The organism is Brachybacterium halotolerans, from assembly GCF_016623465.1.
GTDB lineage: Bacteria > Actinomycetota > Actinomycetes > Actinomycetales > Dermabacteraceae > Brachybacterium > Brachybacterium halotolerans.
In genome coordinates this window covers 37,932-61,057 of the sequence record NZ_JAEDAJ010000008.1, presented here as the reverse complement: position 1 = coordinate 61,057, position 23,126 = coordinate 37,932, and the positions used below count along the sequence as shown (strand labels likewise).

Sequence of the window (23,126 nt, the reverse complement as noted above, 5' to 3'; positions counted from 1 at the left end):
GGGGGCCCCCAAACCCCGGATGTTGGGTGCCACCCCCGCCACCAGGGGGGGCCCCCCCCCCCCCCCCCCCCCCCCCGCGGGCCCGGCCCCCCCCCCCCCCCGGGGGGGGCCCCCCCGGGGGGGGGGCCCCCCCGATCCGTATGCGGGGGAGACGGGCTGAGCCTCTCGGAGCCGGGCGCTCCGGGACTCGACCCTCCGGCACTCAGCGCTCGAGGGCCTCGAACTTGTAGCCGAGGCCGCGCACCGTCACCAGGTGGACGGGGTTCTTCGGGTCGGGCTCGATCTTCGCGCGCAGGCGCTTCACGTGGACGTCGAGGGTCTTCGTGTCGCCCACGTAGTTCGCGCCCCACACCCGGTCGATGAGCTGACCGCGGGTGAGCACGCGGTCCACGTTGCGCAGCAGCAGCTCGAGCAGCTCGAACTCCTTGAGGGGCAGGGAGACGTCCTCGCCGCGCACCGTCACCACGTGGCGCTCGACATCCATCTCGATGCCGCCCGCGCGCAGGGTCACGTCCTCCTCGTCCTCTCCGGTGTCCTGGCCGCGGCGCAGCACCGCCTTGATGCGGGCCAGCAGCTCGCGCGAGGAGTAGGGCTTGGTGACGTAGTCGTCGGCCCCGAGCTCGAGCCCGAGGACCTTGTCGAACTCGTCGTCCTTGGCGGTGAGCATGATGACCGGGACGCTCGAGGTGCGGCGGATCTCGCGGCACACCTCGGTGCCGCCGATGCCGGGGAGCATGAGGTCGAGCAGGACGAGGTCCGCGCCGTGGGTCGAGAAGATCCGCAGCGCCTCGTTGCCGGTGCCGGCGACGGCGACCTCGTACCCCTCCTTGCGCAGGGAGTAGGCGAGGGGGTCGGAGAACGACTCCTCGTCCTCGACGATCAGGATCCGCGTCATCGGCGTCCTCTCTCTCGTGCGGCGGCGCCGCGCTGGATGGATGATACAGAGGCTGACGCGCCGGCGGGGCCGACGACGTCGGGAGCGGCGTGGAGGATCAGGACTCCTCCGCCGCAGGTCTGCCGCCCTGGCCCACCGTGACCGCGTCGGTGCGTCCCATCTCGGGGATGCGCAGCACGAAGGTGGACCCCTGGCCCTCCATCGACCAGGCGGTGACCTCGCCTCCGTGGTCGGTGGCGATGTGCTTGACGATCGCGAGGCCCAGACCCGTGCCGCCCGTGGAGCGGGAGCGGGCGCGGTCCACGCGGAAGAAGCGCTCGAACACCCTCTCGAGGTCCTCCTTGGAGATGCCGATGCCCTGGTCCTTCACGGCGATCTCGACCATGCCGCTGTCGCGGCGCACCGAGACGCCCACGCGGGTCCCCTCGGGCGAGTAGGCGATCGCGTTGGAGATCAGGTTCGACAGCGCCGTGGTGAGCATCGTCGTGGAGCCGTAGACCTGCAGGCCGGAGGACGCGCCGCCGCTCAGCTCGATGTCCGAGCCGAGAGCGAGGTTGCGGTTGGCGCTGAGCGCCTCCTCGACCACGTCGTCCACGTCCACGGGGCTCGCGTCGGGCAGTGCCGAGGCGCCCTGGACGCGCGAGAGCTCGATGATCTCCTGCACGAGATGGGAGAGGCGCTGGGACTCGGTCTGCATGCGCTGGGCGAAGCGGCGCACGGCCTCGGGGTCGTCGGCCGCGTCCTCCATCGTCTCGGCCAGCAGGGTGATCGCGCCGACGGGCGTCTTCAGCTCGTGGGAGACGTTGGCGACGAAGTCGCGACGGGTCTCCTCGACGCGCACCGCGCGGGTGCGGTCCTCGGCGAGCAGCAGCACGCCGTGGGAGCCGAGGGTCCCGAGCCGCACGTCGATCACGGACTCGGAGTCCTCCGGGCCCTGCCGGCGGATCGTCAGGCGCTCGTCGCGATAGCCGCCGTTGCGGGCGACGTCGGCCGCGAGCTCGACCAGCTCCTGGTTCGCCAGGCGCGGGTAGTCGCCGCTGCTCGCGCGCACGATCCCGTAGGAGTACGCCAGGGGCGAGACGCGCAGCACGTCGCCGCCCGCATCGAGCACCACGTAGGCCGTGGAGAGGATCGCGAGGACCTCGGAGGCGGACTGGGGGACGACGGCCGTCCCCGCGGGCGAGGGGGTCTGCGCGGGCCGGTCCTGGCGCACGAGCGACAGCGTCGCCGCACAGCCGATCACGAGGCCGATGGCCCCGGCGAGGACGAGGAGGACGGACGCAGGCACGCCCCCATCGTAGAGGCAGGTGAACGGCGCTGAATCACCGTCGGCGGAGTCGGGGCGGGCGGGTCGGCAGGAGTTCACGAAGCCGTGCCCTCGCGTTCACATAGGGTTGCGACCATCGGACGTCAGCACGCACGCGTCCCGTCGGCACGATCGCCGGGACGGCCGCGACGGCCGGACGGCCACGACGGGGATGACGGCCACCACGGCCATGAGGAGAAGAGGGGCACATGCGCGAGGCCTACAGGAGCGACCTGCGACACCTGGTCGAGGATCTGGTCGAGATGCTCGACCTGGTCCGGTCGGGGCTCGTGGACGCCTCGACGGCGCTGCTCGAGGGGGATCTCGCCCTGGCGGAGCGGGTGATCGCCGCCGATTCGCACATCGACGACGATCAGATGCAGATCGACGAGAAGATGATCGAGCTGCTCGCGCGGCAGGGGCCGGTCGCGAGCGACCTGCGCCTGCTGGTCGCGGGGCTCCGGATGAGCTCGACCATCGAGCGCATGGGCGACCTCGCCGCGCACATCGCGATCGTCGCGCGACGCAGCCATCCGCAGCTGGGGGTGCCCGAGCGCCATCGCGAGGAGTTCCAGCGCCTGGGCGAGCTCGCCCTCGGCGCGGTCACCTCGAGCGCGAAGGTCATCAGCGACAACGATCTGGCCCTGGCCGCGCAGGTCGAGAAGGACGATGACGAGCTCGACTCCCTGCAGTCCGAGATCTACCGCTCGATCGCCCGCAACGACGACTACTCGAGCGCCGAGGTCATGAACCTGACCCTGCTCGCCCGCTACTACGAGCGCATCGGCGACCACGCCGTCTCGCTCGTGCGGCGCGTGGGCTTCCTGGTCACCGGCGACACCCTCGACTCGCGCGGCGCCCTGGGGGATCCTGACGAGGAGTGAGAGCGCGCCGACGCGGCGCACAGCACACAGAACGGGGCCCCGACCGATCCGGTCGGGGCCCCGTTCTGCATGTCGCGGCTGCTCGGGCCGCGGCGGCTGACGTCGCGGGGGAGATCAGCCGCGGTTCGCGCGCGGGCGGCGCTCGGTGATCTTGCGCGCCCCCACCTCGGTGCCGTTGCGGGCGGCCTGACGGATCGCCTGCAGGACCACTCCCGTGAGCAGGGTCCACACGATGATCTGCCAGGCGGGACGCTCGTTCTCGGGGTCCGTGATGGCCTTGACCTCCTGCTTGGAGGCACCGGACTTCTTGGCCTCCTTGCGGGCGGCCTTCGTCTCCTTGGCGGAGCGCTTGATGTTCTTGTTCGTGGGGGCGTCGTCGTCGACGACGGCGTTCCACACCGCGGTGATCACCTTCTGGCCGACGATGCCGGCGGCGATCGAGGCACCGGTCATCGCGATCTTCACCAATGGGTTGGGCACGTGAGCCTCCTGCTCGGTGTGGGGTCGGTGTCGGGGACGGTCCGATGGTACCTGCGCGACCTCGGTGCTCGGCCCGCTCCTAGTACTCGCCCTCGTGCGCGGCGAAGTACTCGTCCATGGTGTCGTCCTTCAATGCGGTGCGCAGGGCCTTGGTGTCCTCGTCCTCGGTGGCCACGACGCTCGCGCCGCCCGAGGTGGTGTAGGGATCTCCGTGGGGCACGCCCAGGTAGTGGATGTCGTCGCCGCGGATGCCGCGCATGGAGAGCCCCAGGCTCACCAGGGCGCTGCCGGTGAGGTCGTCGTCCGTGGTGAGGTACGGGGAGATCACCTTCACGGTCTCGGAGATCCTCGAGGGGCTCGACAGCGTGTCCCGGCTCAGCAGCTCGGAGACGATCCCCTGCAGCAGTGCCTGCTGGTTGCGGTTGCGCTGGAAGTCGCCGTCGGCGAACGCCTTGCGCTGGCGCACGAAGGTCAGGGCGGTCGCGCCGTCCATGTGCATCGAGCCCTTGGTGAAGGTGGTGCCGTCGGCTGTGAAGTCCTGGCTGACCTGCACGTCGACCCCGCCGAGCGCATCGACGAGACCCTGGATGCCCTCGAAGTCGATGAGGGCGGCATGATCGATGCGGGTGCCCGTGAAGTCCTCGACGGTGCTCACTGCGAGCGGCACCCCGCCGAAGGCGAGCGCCGCGTTGATGCGGTCCTTGCCGTGGCCGGGGATGTCCACGTACAGGTCGCGCGGGAACGACATGACGTAGGCGCCGCTGTGGTCCTCGGGGATGTGCACGAGCATCATCACGTCCGAGCGCTGCCCCGAGACGTGCTCGGCGGCGGCATCCTCCGCATTGCGCTTGTCCGAGCCCAGAAGCAGGATGTTCTCCCCGCCGGCGTCCTCCGGCCGGTCGCCGTCGGACGCCCCGCGGTCGATGCTCACCGTGGTGCGCTTCTCGTAGGAGCCGTTGAGCGAGGCGAGGTAGCGGCCCGCGATGATGCCGACCGCGGCGATCAGCACCACCAGGATCAGCAGGATGATCAGCAGCGCGCGTCGCCTGCGGCGTCGGGGCGGGCGCGTGTCGCCGTCCTGCTCCCAGTCGCCGGGCAGGTCGATGTCGGGCTCGCTCATGGGGAGGTCCTCCGGGGTCGGGCCGACGGGCGGCGGGGGAGCGGGATCGGGCCCGCGCTGCGCGCGCGGGACGAAGGATGCGGGGAGGGCCGACGGAGTCGGTCCTGCGTCCGCGGTGCGGGCTCAGGCGCCCGACGCGGGCGCTTCCGGGTCAGAGTAGCCCGGCTCCGGGCGCGATCCGCGGACCCCGTAGGCGAGATCCCAGACCAGGCGTCCCGCGTCGAGCGCCTTGCGTTCGAAGCTCGTGCGCACGCGGCCCTCGAATCGCGGCGCCCAGCCGCGGTCCGGAGTCTCCTCGGGCACGGGGTCGCTGGGCTCTCCGGCGGGCCGCGGGCCGCCCGGGTGCAGGGAGTCCAGGCGCGGGTCCGCGTCCAGGACCGTGCGCATGTGCACGGCGTACTCGGCCCAGTCCGTGGCCAGGCGCAGCACGCCGCCCTCGGCCATCAGGGGCAGCACGGCGTCCAGCAGGGGAGGGTTCACCAGGCGTCGCTTGTGGTGGCGGGACTTGTGCCAGGGATCGGGGAAGAAGATCCAGAGCTCCCCGATCGACCCGGCGGGCAGCAGCGTGGGCAGGGAGTGCAGCGCGTCGAGAGGGACGAGGCGCACGTTCCTCGGCGAGCCCGCGCGCTCGATGCGGTCCAGGGACTGCGCGATGCCGGGCAGGTAGACCTCGAACGCCAGGTGGTCGCGCTCGGGGTGCACGGCGGCCGCCGCGGCGATGTTCTCGCCCTGGCCGCTGCCGATCTCGACGACGAGCGGGGCGGTCCTGGCCCGGTCGCGGCCGAAGACCTCGCGGAGATCGAGGCTCGTGTCGGGATCGGGGACCGTGTCGCGCTCACCGCGGGGCACGTCCAGCACGAAGTCGCCGGCGAGCCGGTCCCAGGCCTCCTGCCGGCTGCGGGAGAGCCGCGTCCCGCGGCGCACGAAGGAGACGACGTCGCGGCGCGGACGGTCCGACGGTGGGTTCTGGGGCACCATCGCGCTCAGCGGACGCGCTTGAGGGTGTCGCCGTCGACCTCCACGGTGACCTCCGGCAGCGGATCGGCGGCGGGACCGCGCAGCACGTCGCCGGAGGACGCGTCGAAGCGCGACCCGTGGCAGGGGCAGTCGAGCTCGGCGCCGTCGTGACCGACGGCCAGCGCGCAGCCCTGATGGGTGCAGTAGCCGGACAGGGCCGTGACGTCGCCGCCGGAGCCGCGCACGATCGCGACGTAGGGCTCCTGGCCCCCGAAGTTCACGAGCGTGGTCGCATTCTCGGGGATCTCCGAGAGCGCGACCGCATCGTCGGAGGCCTGCACGGGGTCCGCGTTGCCGAAGCCCTCGTCGTCCGGCCCGCACGCGGCGAGGCCGGCCGTGGCGGAGGTGCCGAGGGCGAGCGCGCCCAGGGCGCGGCGGCGGGAGAGGCAGGGGCGGCGATCCATGCCCGCCAGGATACTCAGCGGACCGGTGCCCCGAGGGGATCAGACCTCGTCGGCCGCGAGCTGTCGCGGATCCCACGTCAGCAGGCCGCGGGCGCGCCAGCCGCGCGCGGTGACGGCGTCGAGCGCCTCCCGGCGAGCGGCGGGGGAGAGGCGGTCGAGATAGAGCGTGCCGTCGAGGTGGTCGGTCTCGTGCTGGAGGCAGCGGGCGAGGACGCCGCCCTCGTCGCCCACCTCCACGGGCTCGCCCTCGAGGTCGATGCCGGTGACGCGGGCGCCCGTGAAGCGGGCCGTCGGCCAGCCCAGTCCGGGGACGGACAGGCAGCCCTCGATGGACTCCTCGTCCAGCACCAGCTTCCCGAAGCGCTCGAGGCGCGGGTTGATGACCATGCCTCGGCGCTCGACGCCCGCGCCGTCCTCGCACGAGTAGACGAAGATCCGCCACCGCGCTCCGACCTGGGTCGCGGCGAGCCCCGCGCCGTCGGCCGCGTCGTTGGTCTCGAACATGTCGGCGACCAGGGTGCGGATGTCCTCGGTGACCTCGCGGACCCGACGGGTGGGTCGCTCGAGGGCGCGATGGCCGAGGATCGTGATGGGGCGGACGGTCACGGACGGTCTCCTGGGGGATCGGCGGGGGAAGCGGGCTCGGATGCGGATGCGGGTGCGGGTGCGGTCGTGGATGCGGTCGTGGATGCGCCGTCGGATGCGGACGGTGCGCTCGGGCGCGTCGGCGTGTGCTCGGCGGGCGTCGGCGCGAGTGCCGCCGGGCGCGCGATCACGGGCACGGGCTGCTCGGGCCCCGTGTGCACGGCGCTGCGGCGGGGAGGGTTGATCGCGAAGGGGCTGCGGGCGTCCACGATCGCGAGGCTGCGGGGCGCGTGCAGCGGCTCCCCGCTGTTCGCGGACTCGCTGACCTGCCGTCCCACCTCCTCGTTGCGGTCCGCGACCCCGGCGAGGAACTCGAGGGAGTGGGAGGCGTGGGTCTCCAGCGCCAGATGGTGCCAGGCCGGCAGCCCGGAGGCGATCTGGCGGGCGCGCAGCAGCTCGGCGTCCAGGGCGGCGCCGGCGACGATCACGATGTTCGCCAGCCACAGCAGCAGCAGGATCCCGATCGCGCCGTTCAGCGCGGGCAGCAGGTCGGAGATCCGGGTGAGCTCCCCGGTGAGCCGTCCCAGCAGCTGGGCGGCGCCGAACAGGAGCAGCACCGCGAGGGTCGAGCCGACCGTCATCACCCGGTACCGCGGGAGCTTCACGTTGGGGAACAGGTAGTAGGCCAGCGAGATCGCGACGATGAGGATCGCCAGCAGGATCGGCCACTTCACGACGTTCCAGACGTCGAAGGCGATGCGCGGGATGCCCACGAACTCGCCGACGCGCTGGGTGGCCTCGCCGCCCACGGTGACCACGCCCGCGATCATCAGCACCATCACCACGGCCAGGACGGTCTCGCCGAACACGATCGTGCGGAACCACAGGAACGGCCGGCCCTCGCGGGTGTCGTAGACGTGGTGGAGGGCGCGATGGAAGGCGGCCATCCCGTTGGAGGCCGAGAGCAGCGCGCCCAGCGTGCCCAGGATCAGTCCCAGCACGCCGCCGCGCGTCGTGGACAGCGCCAGCAGGGCGCGCTCGTAGGGGTTCGGATCGACGCTCGGGAACACCTCGGTGACCAGGTCGCCGAGGGTGTCGACCGTGCGCTCCTGGATGCCCAGCATGGAGACCATGGAGATCATCGCGATCGCCGCCGGCAGCACCGAGAGCAGCATGTAGAAGGTCATGGTCCCGGCGACGTCCCAGACCTGGATGTCGATCAGGCGGATGCGCACGCGGTCCAGCACGTGCCAGATGCTCAGCCGCGGCCGGTCGATCGTGACCTCCCGGCGCGCCCCGCGCCTCACCGCCGCGGGCCGACGGGGCGCGCGCCCCGGGCCCGCGCGGGAGAGCTCATGCCCGCGCCCCCTGCTCCTCGTGGCGGCCGTCCGGATCCTCGGTGACCACGGGGAACTCCCACGGGGAATCCGGATCCGCGGGGACCGAAGAGGTGAGGATCGAGCCGTCGGCCCGCCGGTCCCCGAGTCCCACGGGCTCGCTGAGATCGGTGTCGTCGAGCCGCGGGCCCTGGTCCGCGAGGTCGACGCCCGCGCCCTCGGCCGTGATCCGCACGCTCTGCCCGCGCACGGAGACCTCGAGCTCGGGGCCGTCCTCGAGGGTGAACTCGATGCGCTCCTGGGTCACGCGGGTGCTGATGCGCGACCCGCGCACGGTGAGCGGGAAGACGAGCTCGGGCCAGGAGACGGGCAGGCGCGGGTCGAAGCTGATGGCGCCGTCGTCCTGGCGCATGCCGCCGAAGCCGTGCACGAGCGCGTTCCAGACGCCGCCCGCGGAGGCGATGTGGACGCCGTCGGCCGTGTTGCCGTGCAGGTTCGCGAGATCCGCGAACAGTCCCGCGTGGAAGTAGTCGAGGGCCGCGCGGTGGTGGCCCACCTCCGAGGCGACGATCGACTGCACGACCGAGGACAGGCTCGAGTCGCCCGTGGTGATCGGGTCGTAGTACTCGAAGTCCGCGCGCTTCTCCTCGAGGGTGAACTCGCTGCCGCGCAGGAACAGCGCGAGCACCACGTCGGCCTGCTTGAGCACCTGGAAGCGGTAGATCACCAGCGGGTGGAAGTGCAGCAGCAGCGGCAGCGCCTCCGGCGGGGTGGCCGGGAGGTCCCAGACCTCCTTGTCGAGGAAGGAGTCGTCCTGCGGGTGGATGCCGAAGGCCTCGTCGCGGCCGACGTGCATGCCCTCGGCGCACGCCTCCCACTGGGCGGGCTCGGCCTCGTCGAGGTCGATCTTCGCGGCCAGGTGCTCGTACTCGACGGGGTTGCGCTCGCGCAGCGAACGCACGGCCTCGGCCGCGCGGCGCAGGTTGAAGCGCGCCATCACGTTGGTGAACATGTTGTTGTTCACCACGGTCGTGTACTCGTCCGGGCCGGTCACCCCGTGGATGTGGAACTCGTGGCGGTCGTCGCCGTGGCTGCGCCAGAAGCCCAGATCAGCCCACATGCGAGCGGTCTCGGCGAGCACCTCGATGCCCTCGCGGTCGTAGAACTCGAGGTCGCCGGTGACGTCCGCGTACTGGGCGAGGGAATGGGCCACGTCCGCGTCGATGTGGTACTGCGCGGTGCCCGCCGCGTAGTACGCGGAGGCCTCGTCGCCGTTGATCGTGCGCCACGGGAACAGAGCCCCGCGCTGGTTGAGCTCGCGCGCCCGCTCGCGGGCCTTGTCCAGCAGGTCCACGCGGAAGCGCAGCGCGTTGCGCGCCCAGCGCGGCGAGGTGAAGGTCAGGAACGGCACGACGTACACATCGGTGTCCCAGAAGTAGTGGCCCTCGTAGCCGGAGCCGGTCACGCCCTTCGCGCCCACCCCCAGCCCGTCGGCCCGGGCCGTGGCCTGGGCGAGCTGGAACAGGCACCAGCGCACGGCCTGCTGCTCGACGGGATGGCCGGGGATGCGCACGTCGGTGCGGCCCCAGAAAGCCTCGAGGAACGAGCGCTGCTCGGCCTCGAAGTGCGCGAGGCCGTCCTGCCGCACCCGGTCCAGGGTGCGCCGGCAGCGGTCGAACAGCTCGCGGACCGGCAGAAACGCCGAGGAGTGGTAGGAGACGGCCTTGGTGATGCGCAGGGTGGAGCCCGGGACCATCTGCGTGCGGAAGACGTGCTTGCCCTGGTCCGGCTCGGTGGAGACCAGCTGCTCGACCTCGAGGTCCGAGTGCACGCTGTGGTCCGCGCCGATCGCGAGCGACATGTCGGAGTCCGCGGTGCGGTAGCCCAGCAGCATCCGGCGCTCGCTGTGCCAGTCCTGGTGGGGGATCAGCACGCGGTGGTCGAAGGTTGTGGTCCGGCGCGGGTCGTCCTTCTGCGCGGTGCGGCCGTGGACCCCGAAGTCGTCGCTGCCGTCCTGGCGGTTGATGATCTGCGAGGAGACGGCGACCGGCGCGCTGCCGTCGAGCATCTCCAGCTCCATCGTCATCTGCGCGAGATGGCGATGGGTGAAGGAGATCATGCGGCTCGTGCGCACGCGGATGCGCTTGCCCGCGGGCGTGCGCCAGATCAGGTCGCGGCGCAGGACGCCCTCGCGGAAGTCGATCGCCCGCTCGTAGGTCTCGAGCTCCGCGGTGTCCACGAGCAGCGGCTCGTCGTCCACGTAGAGCTTCATGACGGTCGAGTCCGGCACGTTGACGATGGTCTGGCCGGTGCGGGCGAAGCCGAAGGCGGACTCGGCGTGGTTGATCTGCCAGGTCTCGTGGAAGCCGTTGATGAAGGTGCCGTGGGCGTGGACCGGCCGCCCCTCCTCGGGGGTGCCGCGCATGCCCAGGTAGCCGTTGGCGACCGTGAAGAGCGTCTCGAGCTGGCCGAGGTCCCCTCCGGGTCGCGACTCCACCAGCCGCCACTCGTCCACGGGCAGGTGCTGGCGGTCCACGGGGTCGCCGGTGATCACGTCGCGGGGGTTCATGCGCGCTCCTCGCTGGGGATGAGTCGGTCCAGGTCCTCGACCACGAGGTCGGCCCCGGCGGAGGCGAGGGCCTCTCGGCCTGCGCCGCGGTCCACGCCGACGACCGCTCCGAAGCCGCCCGCTGAGCCCGCGCGCACGCCCGAGACGGCGTCCTCGTAGACGACGGCGCTCTGCGGCTCGGCCCCCAGCAGGCGCGCGGCGTGGACGAAGGTGTCCGGAGCGGGCTTGCCCGGCAGGTCCTCCTGCTCGGCGACGTTCCCGTCGACCACGATCTCGAAGCGCTCGCGCAGGCCGGCGCCGCGGAGCACCTCCTCGGCGTTGCGCGAGCTGGAGACCACCGCGAGGCGCGCGGCGGCGGGCAGCGCGTCGAGATAGGCGACGGAGCCGGGGTAGGGGGCGATGCCGTCGCGGCGGATCAGCTCCAGCACGCGGGCGTTCTTTCGGTTGCCGAGCCCCCGGATCGTCTCCTCGCCCTCGACCTGGTCGGACGGGTCGTCGGACTCGCCCTCGGGCAGGGTGATCCCCCGCGAGGCGAGCATCTCGCGCACCCCGTCGTAGCGGGGGCGGCCGTCGACGTGCGCGAAGTAGTCCGCGTCGGTGTACGGCCCGGCGACGCCGCGCGAGGCGAGGAACTCGGAGAACATCTCGGCCCACGCGGCCATGTGGATCTCGGCCGTGGGCGTGATGACGCCGTCCAGATCGAAGAGATGGACGGGGAGGCTCTGCGGGGAGCGGCCATGCGAGGAGGCGGGCGGCGGGCTCTGGGGCGTAGGGCTCGGATGCACGCGCTCCATGCTAGGTCCACGCGCGCCGCCGACCGTGGACGGGCGCCGCATGTCGAGGATGTGACCTGCGCGCGGCGCCCCGTGCACATCGTGCGTCGGGCCCTGGCGGGTCGCCGTGCGTCCGACGTACGATCTGGGCGCCTGCGTCACGGCAGCGCCCCACCTCTCGAGCCTCTCCCTTGCAAGGAGCCCGGATGACCGCTTCTGCGGCAGCCCCTCTCGTCGACGCGGTCCGAAGGACCCTCGACATCGTCCCCGGCGAGGACGCGATCGGCGTCACCTCCACCCTCTCGACGAATCTCGCACCGGCGCCCGTGCGGCTCTGGCCCCTGCTCACCGATCCCGCGCAGCTCGTGCAGTGGTACGGCCCCGTCACCGGGGACCTCCGCGAGGGCGGCAGCTTCCGCGCGCCCGCCGCGGGCGGCCGCGTGCTCGAGGTCGAGGCGCCCCATGCCCTCCACCTCACCTGGGAGTACGAGGGCCGCCAGGACGACCTGCTGCTGCGGCTGGACCCCGTGGACGACGGCTCGACCGCCCTCGAGCTCGTGCACACCACCGCCATGGATCCCGGCGTCTTCGCGCAGTTCGGGCCCGGGGCGCTCGCCGTCGGCTGGGACCTCGCCCTGCTCGGCCTCGCGGCCTTCAGCCGCGGCTGGGAGGACATGTGCGGCCGCGCCGTGCCGCTTCCCACCCCGCAGTGGCTCGCGGGCGACGAGGGCCGCGGGTTCGTGCGCGCCTGGTCGATCCGCTGGGCCGCCGCCTCGGCCGCGGCGGGCACCGATCCCGACCAGGCCCGCCAGGGAGAGATCGCGACCACCGCCGCCTACGGCGGGGCGAGCCCCGCCGCCGTCTGAGCCGCCCCGGTCACTGCCGGAGCCGCCTGGCCCGGGGCGTCCTGCTCAGGAACAGGCCGCGACCGCCCGCACCCGGGCGCGCGGATCGCCCGCGACGAGCGCCTGGTCCACGAGCGCCCGTGCGAGGTCCTCGCGCGGGATCGCGCGGGTGCGCGGATCCTGAGGATCGGCCGCCGCGCCGTCGGCCCGCACCAGGCGGGGCGAGCGCGTGCCCAGCAGGTCGGTGAGCCGTCCCGCGCGCAGCAGCGTCCAGTCCAGCCCGCTGCCCGCCACGAGCATCTCGCAGCGGCGCAGATCGCGGGCGCGCGCCGCCGGGTCCGCGGCCCCGCGCAGCTCGCGACCGATCTCCCCGAGCACGCGGCGCAGCGAGCGGTCCACCCGCGGGGCCGCGGGATCACCGTGCAGGGCGAGCGAGGACGAGGCGACGAGCCGGGGGACGCGGCGTCGGCGCATCCCGCGGATCACGCTCATCACCAGGTCGACGTCGTCCGCGCCGGGGCCCGCGGCCCCGGAGTCGCCCGCCGCGGCGGCGTCGGGGTCGAGGGCGAGGACGACGGCGTCGGCGCCCTCGAGCGCGTCGAGCAGACCGACGGGATCGCCCGGGTCGATGCGCACGAGCATCTGGGCGGGGGAGATGCGCGCGAGACGGGTGGGGTCCTCGGCGGCGCTGACCACCTCGAGCGAGCGCAGCAGCGCATCGCGGGCGACGGCCTCGCCGAGCAGCCCGGCGGCCCCGAACACCGCGATCCGAGGGTGGGCAGATGTCGGGTCGTGGCGCGCGCTGCTCATGGGGCCACGGTATCCCGGAGGCTGCACCGGGGCACCTCGCGGCCGTTCCCTCCCGGCCCCGTCGGCCCTGGTCCGTCCCGCGCGGCTGGACGGTCTTTGCCCTGGCGAACGATCCGATGGGAGAGTAGGGGCGTGACATCGCGCCCCTCCTCCGCCCCCGAGAGGCTCGGAGGAGCAGACGCCCGCAGCGTGATCCGCTCCCTCGTCGGCCCGGTGTACGCGCCCACGCTCATCGAGGCCTCCGGCAGCAACGCGCTGCTCCCCGTGATCCCGCTGCTCGCGCTCGCGCTCGGCTTCTCCGTGCCGATGACGGCCGCGATCACCCTCGTCTTCGGGATCGCCGCGGTCCTCGGCCCCATCCCCGCGGGTCGCCTCATGGACCGGGTGGGCGCGCAGCGGGCGCTCGTGGGCACCGGCGTGGTGCTCGTGATCACCAACCTCGTGGCGCTCGTGGTCATCGGCCGCGGACTCGCCGAGGGGCCGACCCTCGTCCATCGCGTCATGCTCGTCGTGCTGCTCGTGGTGATGGCCACGAGCTCCCAGGTGTGGGCGCTGGGGCGCCAGTCCTACCTCGGCGGGGCGCTGCCCGCGGCGGTCCGCGCACGGGGGATGACCCTGTTCGGCGGCATGATGCGCATCGGCCAGGTCGTCGGCCCGCTGCTCGGCGCGGGCGTGACGGCGCTGGGCCACGAGAGCTGGGTCTTCGCCCTGTTCGCCGTGCTCAGCGGGGCGGCGACGATCATGGTCGCGGTGTTCATGGTGCCGGGGGAGGGCCGACGGGCGTCGCGGGCGCGCGCGGACGCGGTCGACGGGCGCTCCCGCGGTGCTCCTTCCCGGCCGGATGCGCCCCGGCGCAGCGCCGCCCGCTCGCGACTGACCCGCGGGGTGCTCGCCCGCATGCTCGTCGTCGGCCTGGGCATCACCCCGCTGATGATGGCGCGCGTGAACCGGCCGACGATCGTCCCGCTGCTCGGCGCCGTCCTCGGGGTCGACGCCACCACGATCTCGATCATCTTCGGCGTCTCCGCCGTCCTCGACATCGCGCTCGTGGTGCCGGCCGGCGTGCTCATGGACCGCTTCGGCCGCGCCGCCGTGGCCGTGCCGTGCTCCCTCATCATGGGCGTCGGGTTCGTGCTCATGGGGGTGCTCGCCCTGCGCGCGGGCACGACCGGCGGCTCCGTCGCCGTGCTCGCCCTGCTGATCCCGAGCCTGCTCATCTCGCTGGGCAACGGCCTGGGCTCGGGCATCGTGATGACGCTCGGCATCGACGTCTCCCCGGTGCACGGACGCACCACGTACCTGGCCTGGTGGAACACCATGATCGGGGTGGGCCGGCTGACCGCCCCGCTGCTGGTCACCGTGATCACCCTGGTGGCGCCGGTGGCCGCCGCGGCGATCGCGAGCGGCGTGCTCTGCCTCGGCGGCGGGGCCTGGCTCGCCCGCGTGCTGCCGCGGCACACGCCCGCTCCCGAGCCGCGGCGAGGGTGAGCGCGGACGACGATCGTCGGATGCGCGGGGCGGCCCCCATGGGGTTCCATCGGAGCATGCCGCGCACCCCGAGCACCTCTCCGTCCCCGCTCGTGCTCTTCGAGGACGTGGCCGTTCTCCAGGACGACGTGCTCATGCTCGACGATGCCACCGGGTCCGTCGACGCCGGCGGCGTGCTCGCCCTGCGCGGCGCCAACGGCGCGGGCAAGACCACGCTGCTGCGCGTGCTCGCCGGGCTGCTCGCGCCGACCACGGGGAGGGTGCGCATCGCGGGCAGGGCTCCCGACGACCGCGACCGCGAGTTCCGCCGCGCCCTCGCCGCCCTCATCGGCCCTCCCATGACCGCGCGCGACCTCACCATCGACGAGCACCTGCGCTTCGTCGCCGCCACCTGGGGCAGCGGACCCCGCGCCGCCGGAGAGGCCGCCGACGCCCTGCTCGAGGAGCTCGGCATCTCCGCGCTCGCCCGCCGGTATCCGCACGAGCTCTCGAGCGGCCAGTCCCAGCTCGTCGCGATCGCCCTCACCCTCGCCCGACCCTCCAGGGTGCTCGCCCTCGACGAGCCCGAGCAGCGCTTGGACCCCGACCGTCTGGAGCGCGTCATCGACGCGCTCGCGCGGCGCGCGGAGGGTGGTGCCGCGATCGTCGTCGCGACCCACAGCCCCCGCCTCGCGGAGGCCCTCGCCACGAAGACCGTGGAGCTCGCGGGGGACCCGGGGGACCCGGGGGCCACAGGGGACGCGGAGGGCGACGGCACCGGCCTCGGCGACGACGCGGACGGGGCCCGCTGATGGCCGACCCGGCCCCGCAGGATCCTGCCGCGCAGGAGCCCGCCGCGCAGGACCTCGCCGTCCAGGACCGCGCCGCGAAGGACGCCGTCGCACGGGTCTGGGCCGCCCGCGCGAACGCCCGCGGCGCCCTCGATCTCGCCTATCTCCTGTATCTGGTCGTCATCACGATCCTCGTGATCGCCGTGCCGCTGCTGCGTGAGCTCGGCCTGCTGCTCGCCCGGCCCGACGTGCTCCCGGTGATCTCCGCCCCCGCGGCTGGAGGTCTCGTGACCGCCGGGCTCCTCCTCGCGGCGGGACTGCTCGTCCTGCTCGGGGCGAGCCGCGGACCGGCGGTGCTGCCGCCCTTCTTCGTGGTCACCCTCGCCTCCTCGCACCGCCCGCGGCGCACCGCCCTGGTGCGGCCTTTCGCACGTACGGGCGCCGCGCTCGCGGCAGGACTGCTCGCGCTCGCCGGCGTGATCGGCTGGGTGCTCGTGCTCGGAGGGACGACGAGCCCCGCCGGGGCCGTCGCCCTGGGGATCGCGGGCCTCGGCGCGGCGGCGCTCCTCGAGGGTGCGTGGCTCGCGGGCCAGGTCCTGCCCGGGGTCGGGCGGCGCATCCTCGCGCTCGTGCTCGCCCTCGGGGCCGCCGGCGCGGTGCTCGGGACGGTGCGCGGAGGCGCCGCGGGCCGGCGCCTGCTCGCCCTCGCGTATCCCGTCGGGGGAGCGGGCGCGGGCGTCCCGTGGACCGCGGCGCTGGCGGTCCTCGTCCTCGGGGTCCTCGTCGGGATCCTGTGCGTTCCCGCGCTCGACCGCGTGCGCGGCACGGTGCTGCTCGAGCAGGCCGCGCGCTGGGAGTCGGCGCTCACGAGCGCGCGCAGCGGCGACCTCTCCGCCGCCGCCGGCACCTACCGGGTGAGGCCGTCGGCGGGCCGACGCCTGCCGGCCGTGCGAAGGGGTGCGCGGAGCGCGGGACTCGTCGGCCTCTACCTGCGGCGCGATCTGGTGGCGCTCGCGCGCACCCCGGAGCGGCTCGTCCTCGGCGTGCTCGGCGTCCTCGCCGCGAGCGTTCTCCTGGTGGCCGCCCGGCTGCTGATGGGACCGCTCGGGTTCGCGGCACTCGTGCTCGGGGCGCTCCTGCTGTGGAGCGCGAGCGGCGTGTTCGTGGACGGTCTGCGCCACGGCGTCGAGTCGCTCGGCGCGCCGCGCCTGCTCGCGCAGGGCGTGGGCGTCCAGGTCCTCCTGCACTCCCTCGCGCCCCTGCTCGTGATGGGTCTGCTCAGCATGCTCGGCTCCGGCCTCGGGGTGCTCGTGCTTTCGGGTGCAGGCCCGCACCTCGGCCCGGACCCGGGCGCCGTCGGCGCGCTCGCCGTCGTGCTCGCCCCGGCGCTCGTGCCGCTGATGATCATCGGACGGGCGCGTGACGCCGCCAAGGGGCCGATGCCCCTCGCGCTCGCCACGCCGATCCCGACCCCGCAGGGCGACGCCTCGATCCTGCCGCTCGTCGCCTGGCAGGCCGACGCGATCCTGTTCGCGCTGCTCGCCGCGGGCCTGCTGTTCCTCGCCCTCGGGGCATCGTGGACGTGGGGGATCGGGCTCTGGGCGGTCGCCGGGGCGCTGCTCGCGAGCGATGCGCGCCGACGCGTCCAGGAGCTCAGCCGCGGCGGGCGATGACCTCTCCCAGGCGGCCCACGCCGTCAGCGATCACCTCGGGGGAGTGGGTGACGAAGCTCAGGCGCATCGTCGAGCGGTCCGCGTCCTCCGCGAAGAACGACCAGCCGGGCAGGTACGCGACGCCCGCGGAGACCGCGTCGGCCAGCAGGTCCTGCGCGTCCCAGCCCTCGCCGAGCGCGGCCCACAGGAACATGCCGCCCTGCGGGCGCGTGAGGTGCGCGCCCTCGGGGAGCCTGCCCGTGAGGGCCTGCGCCATCGCGTCCCGTCGCTCGCGGTAGACCTCGATGACCGTCGCGACGTGCGCGTCGAGGTCCTTGGTCTCGAGGTAGCGGGCGACCGTGAGCTGGTCGACCACGGAGGACTGCATGGAGATCGCGGCCTTCGCGACGGCCAGGGTGTCCAGGATCGGGCCCTCCGCGCGGATCCAGCCGATGCGCACCCCCGGGCTCATGAGCTTGGACATCGACTTCATGAGCAGAGTGCGCGAGGACATGCCGGGCTCGGAGGCGATCGGCGCGAAGCGCTCGCCGTCGAAGGACAGCTCGCCGTAGGGGTCGTCCTCGATGAGGGGGACGTCGTGGCGACGCAGCACGTCCGCGACCTGTGCGCGGCGCTGGGCGGACATCGAGCGCCCGGTGGGGTTCTGGAAGGTGGGGATCAGGTAGACCAGGCGCGGGTGGTGCGCGCGGATCGCGGCGTCCAGCGCGTCGGGCAGCACGCCGCCGTCGTCCGTCTCCACCCCGACCATGCGCGCACCGTGCACCGCGAAGGCCTGCACCGCGGCGAGGTAGGTGGGGGACTCGACGAGCACCACGTCGCCCGGCTCGATGAGCGCCTCCGCGGCGACGAACAGCCCTTCCTGCGACCCCGAGGTGACGCGGATCTGCGAGGCGTCGGTGGGCAGCTCCCGCGAGAGCCGGCGCGCGGCCTGCTCGCGCAGCTCCGCCTCGCCCTCGCTCACCCCGTACTGCAGGGCGCGCGTGCCCCGCTCGCGCAGCACCCAGTCGTAGCACTCGGCGATGTCCCCGAGGGCGAACAGGGAGGGGTCGGGGATGCCGCCGGCGAAGGAGACGACGTCCGGCCGGGCGGCGAGGGAGAAGATGTCCTTGAGCGGCGAGCTGGCCATCCCGGCGTAGCGGGCGGCGACGGGGAAGGCGAAATCGGGGGTGCTGGCCGAGCTCATCTGCGTGGACATGGGGACATGCTCGCACGCGGGCGGCGAGGGGCCGCGCAGGGCGCGATGTGAGGCTCTCAGGCGCCGAGGACGCCCTCGATGCGCAGCAGCGACTCCTTCGTGCCGATCCCGCCCGCGTAGCCGGTGAGGGAGCCGTCCGCCGCGAGCACCCGGTGGCAGGGCACGAGGATCGAGATCGGGTTCGCGCCGACGGCCGCGCCGACCGCCTGCGCCGCGCGCGGCGAGCCGATCTGCCGGGCGAGCGCCCCGTACGTGGTGGTGTCGCCGAAGGGGATCCGTCGCAGCTCCTCCCACACGCTGCGCTGGAAGGCCGTGCCCTCGAGGCGCAGCGGCACGTCGAACACGGTGCGGGTGCCCGCGAGGAAGTCGAGCAGCTGCTGCGAGGCCTCCTCGAGCAGCGGGTCCTTCCCGGTCACGTGCGCGCCGAGGCGCTCGGTGCGCGGGAAGTGCGACTGGGCCTCGCGCCAGACGCCGGTGACGGCGTCGCCGTCGGCCGTGCGGCGGGCCGCGATCAGATAGCGGCCGACGGGGGTCTCGACCGCGAGATGGCGCGCGGGGTGGGAGGCGGAGGCTCCGGCGGAAGGGGTGGGTGTGGAGTTCATGAGCTGCGTGTCCTTCGGGTGCGGCGGGCGGGTGGCAGGGAGGCGGCGTGATGCCACAGATGCAGGCTCGCGTACGAGCGCCAGGGGGCGGCGGGCGCGAGGGACTCCGGGAGGTCGTCGAGGTCCTCGGCGAGGCCCAGGTCGCGGGCGGCGGCGAGCAGGGCGACGTCACGCGGGGGAGCCAGGTCGCTGCCGCGGGTGCCGCGCAGCAGCGCGTAGCCGGCGGTCCACGGGCCGACGCCCGGCAGGGCGAGCACGGCGTCATGGAGCTGCACGGGATCCAGCGCGTCCGCGTCGGGCGTCTCGGTGAGCGCGGTGACCAGGGCGCGGCGGCGGGCGCCGGGCCCGCGGTACCAGTCCGCGGCACGTGCGGCGGCCTCCGCCGGCGTGGGGCCCAGGCGGTGCACACCGCCCACGTGCAGTGAGGGCGGCAGCGCCTCGCCGGCGAGGTCCGTGGCGCGCGCGATCTGGTCCCGGGCCTGCGCGGCGGTGATCTGCTGCCCGACGATCGCCCACATCAGCGCCTCGGCGAGAGACGGCAGCCCGGGCAGACGCACCCCGGGCCGCGCCGCGACGAGCGGGGCGAGGGCGGGCAGGGAGCGCGGGAGCGCCTCGTCGATGCCGAGCGGATCCGCGTCCAGGTCCAGCAGGCGCCGCGCGAGTCCCACCGCCGCGCCGTAGTCGCGCACGTCGGCCAGGTGCATGGTGGCGGACAGGCGCGCGGTGCCCGTGCCCGCGAGGGACGGCAGCGCGACCTCGAGCACGGCGGGGCCGTGGGGGAGGCGCACGGCGGTTCGCCGGACGGGAGCCGTGCCGGCCCCGTCCTCGTCGGTGACGACCTCGTCGACGCCGGGCACGGCGCGCGCGGCGAACCAGCAGGCGAGGCCGTCCCCGTCGAAGGGGAGGCGCACCGCGAGGCCCGCCCGCAGGTGGGCGGCGCCCTCGGCCGCGGGGTCCGCCGGTCCGTCGGACCGCGTCGCGTCCTGCCCGCTGCGCTCCCGCACGGTCGAGGGTGCGTGGCCGAACACGGTCGTGAACGTGTCGTGGAGCTGGCGCTCGCTGCCGAACCCGGCGGCGAACGCGACCCGCGAGAGCTGGAGATCCGTCTCCAGGACCAGGTCGTGGGCCCGCCGGGCGCGACGCATGCGCGCATGGGCGAGGGCGCCCGCCCCGGTGCGGGCGCTCAGCGCCCGGTGCAGCGTGCGCTCGGAGACCGCGAGGCGCGCGGCGAGCTGCGGCACCGAGCCGTCGTCGAGCGCGCCGCCGTCGATGAGGCGCAGCGCGCGACGCGCGAGATCGCCGGAGGGGTCCTCGTCCGGCGATCCGGGCGGGGCCGACGGGCCGCAGCGCTTGCAGGCGCGGAAGCCCGCCTCGACCGCGGCCGCGGCCGACGGGGCGAAGTCGACGTTCGCGCGCGCCGGGGTGCGCGCCGGGCACGAGGGGCGGCAGAAGATCCCCGTGGAGCGGACGCACGTGAAGAACGCGCCGTCGAAGCGGGCGTCCCGCGCCCGGATCGCGGCGAAGCGCTCGTCGTCCGTCATCTCGTCCATGCCCCCAGTGAACCCCCTGCGCACCAGCGGCGCCAGCGGGAATCGGACACGGCGGCGGGGATCATCGAACACCTCGGGCGGACCCTGCATGGCGTCACCGGGTGAGGGTCTAGCCTGGAACGCGGACGGGGCGCGCATGCTCCGCGGTCGACGAGCGGGAGGACGCAGCACGTGGACGAACAGAGCGCACCGATCCCGCAGAGGATCCTGAGGCCGCTCACCGAGTCGGCGATCTTCCTCGTCCTCACGGTCGACGAGGGCGGCGAGGACGGCGTGCGCGAGGTCCTCGACGGCTTCACCGGGACCCTTCGCACCGTGCGCTCGCGGATCGTCGCGGCGGACCTCGGCTGCGTGGTCGGCATCGGCGCCCGCGCCTGGTCCCGCCTGTTCTCCGGCCCCGCGCCGAAGGGTCTGCGCACCTTCCCTGCCCTGTCCGGGACGGTGCACGACGCCCCGTCGACCCCCGGCGACCTCCTCTTCCACATCCGCGCCCACCGCATGGACGTGTGCTTCGAGCTCGCCGGCCAGCTCATGCGGCAGCTGCGCCCGTTCACCACCGTGCAGGACGAGGTCCACGGGTTCCGCTACTTCGACTCCCGCGACGTGATCGGCTTCGTCGACGGCACCGAGAACCCCGAGGGCCTGGAGGCGCAGCGGTTCGTGGTCCTCGACGAGGACACGGACCCCGTCTTCGTCGGTGGCAGCTATGTGACCGTCCAGAAGTACGTGCACGACATGGAGGGATGGGAGCGGCTCACCGTCGAGCACCAGGCCGACGCCATCGGCCGCCACAAGTGGGACAACGTCGAGATGGACGACGAGACGAAGCCCGCCGACTCCCACACCGCGCTCACCGTCATCGAGGACGCCGATGGCACGCAGCTGAAGATCGTGCGCGACAACATGCCCTTCGGCAGCGCCGCGGCCGACGAGTTCGGCACCTACTTCATCGGCTACTCGCGCGACCTCGACGTCACCGAGCAGATGCTGCGCAACATGTTCCTGGGGGACCCCGAGGGCACGAACCACGACCGGCTCCTGGACTTCTCGACCGCGCTCACGGGCACACACTTCTTCGTCCCCACCGTCGATTTCCTCGACGACATCCCGCCCGCGCCGGGCGACGCGGGCGACGGTGCCGAAGGGGCCGGCGGGGCCGAGGTGGACGACGGGGCCGATGGGGCCGAGGGAGACGACGGTGCCGAGGTGCCCTCGTCGGCCACCCCCGCCCCGCCGGATCCAGCGGAGGGATCGCTGGGCATCGGGGCCCTCGAGCCGACCGCTCCGCACACCGCCGCCTCTCACTGTCCAGCCCCTCTCGCTCCCGCCGCGCATGACCCCGCCCCGCACGACCCCGGCACCGCCGGGACGAAGGAGATGCCATGAACAACCTGCATCGCGAACTCGCGCCGATCTCCACAGCGGCGTGGGAGGACATCGAGGACGAGGCGAAGCGCTCGTTCCGCCGCAATATCGCCGGGCGCCGCCTGGTCGATGTCAGCGGACCCCACGGCCTGGACCTGGCCTCGGTCACCACCGGTCACCGCCACCGCGTGGATCTGGGCCTCGAGGGCGTGCGCGCGAGTCTGCGCGAGTCCCAGCCGATCACGGAGCTCACCGTCCCCTTCACCATCAGCCGCGAGGCGATCGACGACGTCGACCGCGGCGCGCAGGACCCCGACTGGGACCCCGTCGTCGACGCCGCCCGCACCATCGCGCTCGCCGAGGACCACGCGATCTTCAACGGCCTCGACGGCGCGCACATCACCGGCATCACCCCCGGGGCCACCTCGCTCGCGCACCACCTGCCGCAGGACGTGCGCGACTACCCCGACGCGGTGTCCCGGGCGATGACGGCCCTGCGGCTGGAGTCGATCGACGGCCCCTACGCGCTCGCCCTCAGCGCCGACGCGTACCGCGAGGTCAACGAGACCACCAACCACGGCTACCCGATCATCGAGCACCTGAAGCGCGTGCTCGACGGGCCGATCGTGTGGGCTCCCGCGATCGAGGGCGGCGTGCTGCTCTCGCGCCGCGGCGGCGACTTCGAGCTGACCATCGGCCAGGACGTGTCGATCGGCTACTCCGCCCACGACGCGGACACCGTGACGCTCTACTTCCAGGAGTCGATCACGTTCCTCTCCTTCACGCCGGAGGCCGCGGTCCCGCTGCTCGCGAAGAGCTGAGGTGCCGGGGAGTTCCGAGCAGGGCCGGGGCGGGAGTCGGGCGTCCGGCAGCAGGCGCGTCGGACGCACGGATGCCTGCGCCTCCTACCCTGGAGGCATGACCCAGCCTCCTCCCAGCCACGATCCCCGCTTCCCCCCGCCGCAGCCCGCCCCGCCGAGTGGAGCGCTCGCCTGGGGCCTCGGTCTGCTCGTGTTCCTTCTCGTGCCCTTCTTCTCGTCGGTCATCGCCGGCGTGACGATGCTCGTCGTCGGCGCCCATTCGCGGACCAAGGGCGGCCTCGCCCACGTCAACGCGCGAAACGCGGCGAACTGGGGCGGCACCTACCTCGTGATCACGCTGATCCTCGTGCCGCTGCACTTCGTGCTGCTCTTCACCCTCGCGGACGGGCCGTACGGGCACGACTTCTTCCCGCTCGGGACGGCCATCTCCCTCTGGGGGCTCGTCACCCTGTTCCACATCGTCGTGTCGATCCTCGGCCTGATCCTCTCGCTCACCGGCAAGGTCTTCTGGATCCCGGCGATCCCGTTCCTGCGGGCCGGGAGGTCCTGAGCGCGACCCGCGCCGGGTACCGGACGCCGGGGCCCGCGGCTCGGGCGTCAGGGTCCCGAGAGCGCTCCGGGGGCAGACATGGAAGAA

General features: G+C 73.6%; 22 protein-coding genes. 8 read left to right on the top strand and 14 right to left on the bottom strand.

Going from position 1 to position 23,126, the window contains the following annotated elements:
• Positions 1–202: 202 nt before the first annotated feature.
• Both I8D64_RS12935 and I8D64_RS12930 read right to left on the bottom strand, forming a co-directional pair.
• Positions 203–895, bottom strand: coding sequence for a response regulator transcription factor (locus tag I8D64_RS12935; protein WP_200503201.1), 693 nt, complete (start codon positions 893–895; stop codon positions 203–205).
• Between the two features lie 97 nt (positions 896–992).
• Complete coding sequence (locus I8D64_RS12930; protein WP_200503200.1) at positions 993–2,183, bottom strand: ATP-binding protein; 1,191 nt, start codon at positions 2,181–2,183, stop codon at positions 993–995.
• A gap of 227 nt (positions 2,184–2,410) precedes the next feature.
• On the opposite strand from I8D64_RS12930, the gene phoU reads away from it, so the two are divergent.
• Positions 2,411–3,085, top strand: coding sequence for a phosphate signaling complex protein PhoU (gene phoU / locus I8D64_RS12925; RefSeq protein WP_200503199.1), 675 nt, complete (start codon positions 2,411–2,413; stop codon positions 3,083–3,085).
• A 114-nt stretch (positions 3,086–3,199) separates the two neighbouring features.
• Here the strand turns inward: phoU and I8D64_RS12920 are convergent, their stop codons facing one another.
• The 8 genes from I8D64_RS12920 to I8D64_RS12885 all read right to left on the bottom strand — a co-directional run bounded on the left by I8D64_RS12920 (position 3,200) and on the right by I8D64_RS12885 (position 11,295).
• The gene (locus I8D64_RS12920; RefSeq protein WP_152352072.1) at positions 3,200–3,565 is read right to left on the bottom strand and encodes a DUF4235 domain-containing protein; all 366 of its coding nucleotides are present in this window, start codon (positions 3,563–3,565) and stop codon (positions 3,200–3,202) included.
• A gap of 79 nt (positions 3,566–3,644) precedes the next feature.
• The gene (locus I8D64_RS12915) at positions 3,645–4,685 is read right to left on the bottom strand and encodes an LCP family protein (protein ID WP_200503198.1); all 1,041 of its coding nucleotides are present in this window, start codon (positions 4,683–4,685) and stop codon (positions 3,645–3,647) included.
• Positions 4,686–4,808: 123 nt separating this feature from the next.
• Entirely contained in the window at positions 4,809–5,663 is an 855-nt protein-coding gene (gene trmB, locus I8D64_RS12910) for a tRNA (guanosine(46)-N7)-methyltransferase TrmB (RefSeq protein ID WP_200503197.1), read from the bottom strand.
• 5 nt (positions 5,664–5,668) lie between these two features.
• Entirely contained in the window at positions 5,669–6,106 is a 438-nt protein-coding gene (locus I8D64_RS12905; RefSeq protein WP_200503196.1) for a QcrA and Rieske domain-containing protein, read from the bottom strand.
• 39 nt (positions 6,107–6,145) lie between these two features.
• Entirely contained in the window at positions 6,146–6,712 is a 567-nt protein-coding gene (gene def / locus I8D64_RS12900; RefSeq protein WP_200503195.1) for a peptide deformylase, read from the bottom strand.
• Positions 6,709–7,938 (bottom strand): YhjD/YihY/BrkB family envelope integrity protein, encoded by a 1,230-nt coding sequence (locus I8D64_RS12895; RefSeq protein ID WP_343068579.1) that lies wholly within the window; start codon positions 7,936–7,938, stop codon positions 6,709–6,711. The genes def and I8D64_RS12895 overlap by 4 nt, the downstream gene beginning before the upstream one ends.
• A 106-nt stretch (positions 7,939–8,044) precedes the next feature.
• On the bottom strand, positions 8,045–10,597 hold the full coding sequence (locus I8D64_RS12890) for a glycoside hydrolase family 65 protein (protein WP_200503193.1): 2,553 nt from the start codon (positions 10,595–10,597) through the stop codon (positions 8,045–8,047).
• Complete coding sequence (locus I8D64_RS12885) at positions 10,594–11,295, bottom strand: HAD family hydrolase (protein ID WP_281392272.1); 702 nt, start codon at positions 11,293–11,295, stop codon at positions 10,594–10,596. Before I8D64_RS12885 ends, I8D64_RS12890 begins: the two co-directional genes overlap by 4 nt.
• 281 nt (positions 11,296–11,576) lie before the next feature.
• Between I8D64_RS12885 and I8D64_RS12880 the strand changes: the two genes are divergently transcribed.
• Positions 11,577–12,236, top strand: a complete 660-nt coding sequence (locus tag I8D64_RS12880; RefSeq protein ID WP_200503191.1) for an SRPBCC domain-containing protein — start codon at positions 11,577–11,579, stop codon at positions 12,234–12,236.
• Positions 12,237–12,281: 45 nt separating this feature from the next.
• Here the strand turns inward: I8D64_RS12880 and I8D64_RS12875 are convergent, their stop codons facing one another.
• Positions 12,282–13,025, bottom strand: a complete 744-nt coding sequence (locus I8D64_RS12875) for an NAD(P)H-binding protein (protein WP_200503190.1) — start codon at positions 13,023–13,025, stop codon at positions 12,282–12,284.
• A 132-nt stretch (positions 13,026–13,157) separates the two neighbouring features.
• Here I8D64_RS12875 and I8D64_RS12870 point away from each other — a divergent pair, with 132 nt between their 5' ends.
• Genes I8D64_RS12870 through I8D64_RS12860 form a run of 3 tightly spaced genes read left to right on the top strand, consistent with a single transcriptional unit; the run spans position 13,158 to position 16,956 of the window.
• Positions 13,158–14,513: an MFS transporter gene (locus tag I8D64_RS12870; RefSeq protein WP_343068578.1), complete on the top strand. Its 1,356-nt coding sequence runs from the start codon at positions 13,158–13,160 to the stop codon at positions 14,511–14,513.
• 56 nt (positions 14,514–14,569) lie between these two features.
• The gene (locus tag I8D64_RS12865; protein ID WP_200503189.1) at positions 14,570–15,304 is read left to right on the top strand and encodes an ABC transporter ATP-binding protein; all 735 of its coding nucleotides are present in this window, start codon (positions 14,570–14,572) and stop codon (positions 15,302–15,304) included.
• The gene (locus I8D64_RS12860; RefSeq protein WP_200503188.1) at positions 15,304–16,956 is read left to right on the top strand and encodes a hypothetical protein; all 1,653 of its coding nucleotides are present in this window, start codon (positions 15,304–15,306) and stop codon (positions 16,954–16,956) included. The genes I8D64_RS12865 and I8D64_RS12860 overlap by 1 nt, the downstream gene beginning before the upstream one ends.
• Here the strand turns inward: I8D64_RS12860 and I8D64_RS12855 are convergent.
• The 3 genes from I8D64_RS12855 to I8D64_RS12845 are packed head-to-tail and all read right to left on the bottom strand — an operon-like array spanning position 16,937 to position 20,303.
• The gene (locus I8D64_RS12855) at positions 16,937–18,151 is read right to left on the bottom strand and encodes an aminotransferase-like domain-containing protein (RefSeq protein ID WP_246483036.1); all 1,215 of its coding nucleotides are present in this window, start codon (positions 18,149–18,151) and stop codon (positions 16,937–16,939) included. The two genes, I8D64_RS12860 and I8D64_RS12855, sit on opposite strands and share 20 nt — an antisense overlap.
• 56 nt (positions 18,152–18,207) lie before the next feature.
• Positions 18,208–18,753: a methylated-DNA--[protein]-cysteine S-methyltransferase gene (locus tag I8D64_RS12850; RefSeq protein WP_200503187.1), complete on the bottom strand. Its 546-nt coding sequence runs from the start codon at positions 18,751–18,753 to the stop codon at positions 18,208–18,210.
• Entirely contained in the window at positions 18,750–20,303 is a 1,554-nt protein-coding gene (locus tag I8D64_RS12845; RefSeq protein WP_200503186.1) for a DNA-3-methyladenine glycosylase 2, read from the bottom strand. Before I8D64_RS12845 ends, I8D64_RS12850 begins: the two co-directional genes overlap by 4 nt.
• A gap of 171 nt (positions 20,304–20,474) precedes the next feature.
• On the opposite strand from I8D64_RS12845, the gene I8D64_RS12840 reads away from it, so the two are divergent.
• From I8D64_RS12840 to I8D64_RS12830, 3 genes are all read left to right on the top strand, one after another.
• The gene (locus I8D64_RS12840; RefSeq protein WP_343068577.1) at positions 20,475–21,689 is read left to right on the top strand and encodes a Dyp-type peroxidase; all 1,215 of its coding nucleotides are present in this window, start codon (positions 20,475–20,477) and stop codon (positions 21,687–21,689) included.
• Positions 21,686–22,489 carry a family 1 encapsulin nanocompartment shell protein gene (locus I8D64_RS12835; protein ID WP_200503185.1) on the top strand — a complete coding sequence of 268 codons (804 nt, stop codon included), beginning with the start codon at positions 21,686–21,688 and terminating at the stop codon, positions 22,487–22,489. Before I8D64_RS12840 ends, I8D64_RS12835 begins: the two co-directional genes overlap by 4 nt.
• A gap of 97 nt (positions 22,490–22,586) precedes the next feature.
• The gene (locus I8D64_RS12830) at positions 22,587–23,039 is read left to right on the top strand and encodes a hypothetical protein (protein WP_200503184.1); all 453 of its coding nucleotides are present in this window, start codon (positions 22,587–22,589) and stop codon (positions 23,037–23,039) included.
• Positions 23,040–23,126: the final 87 nt, after the last annotated feature.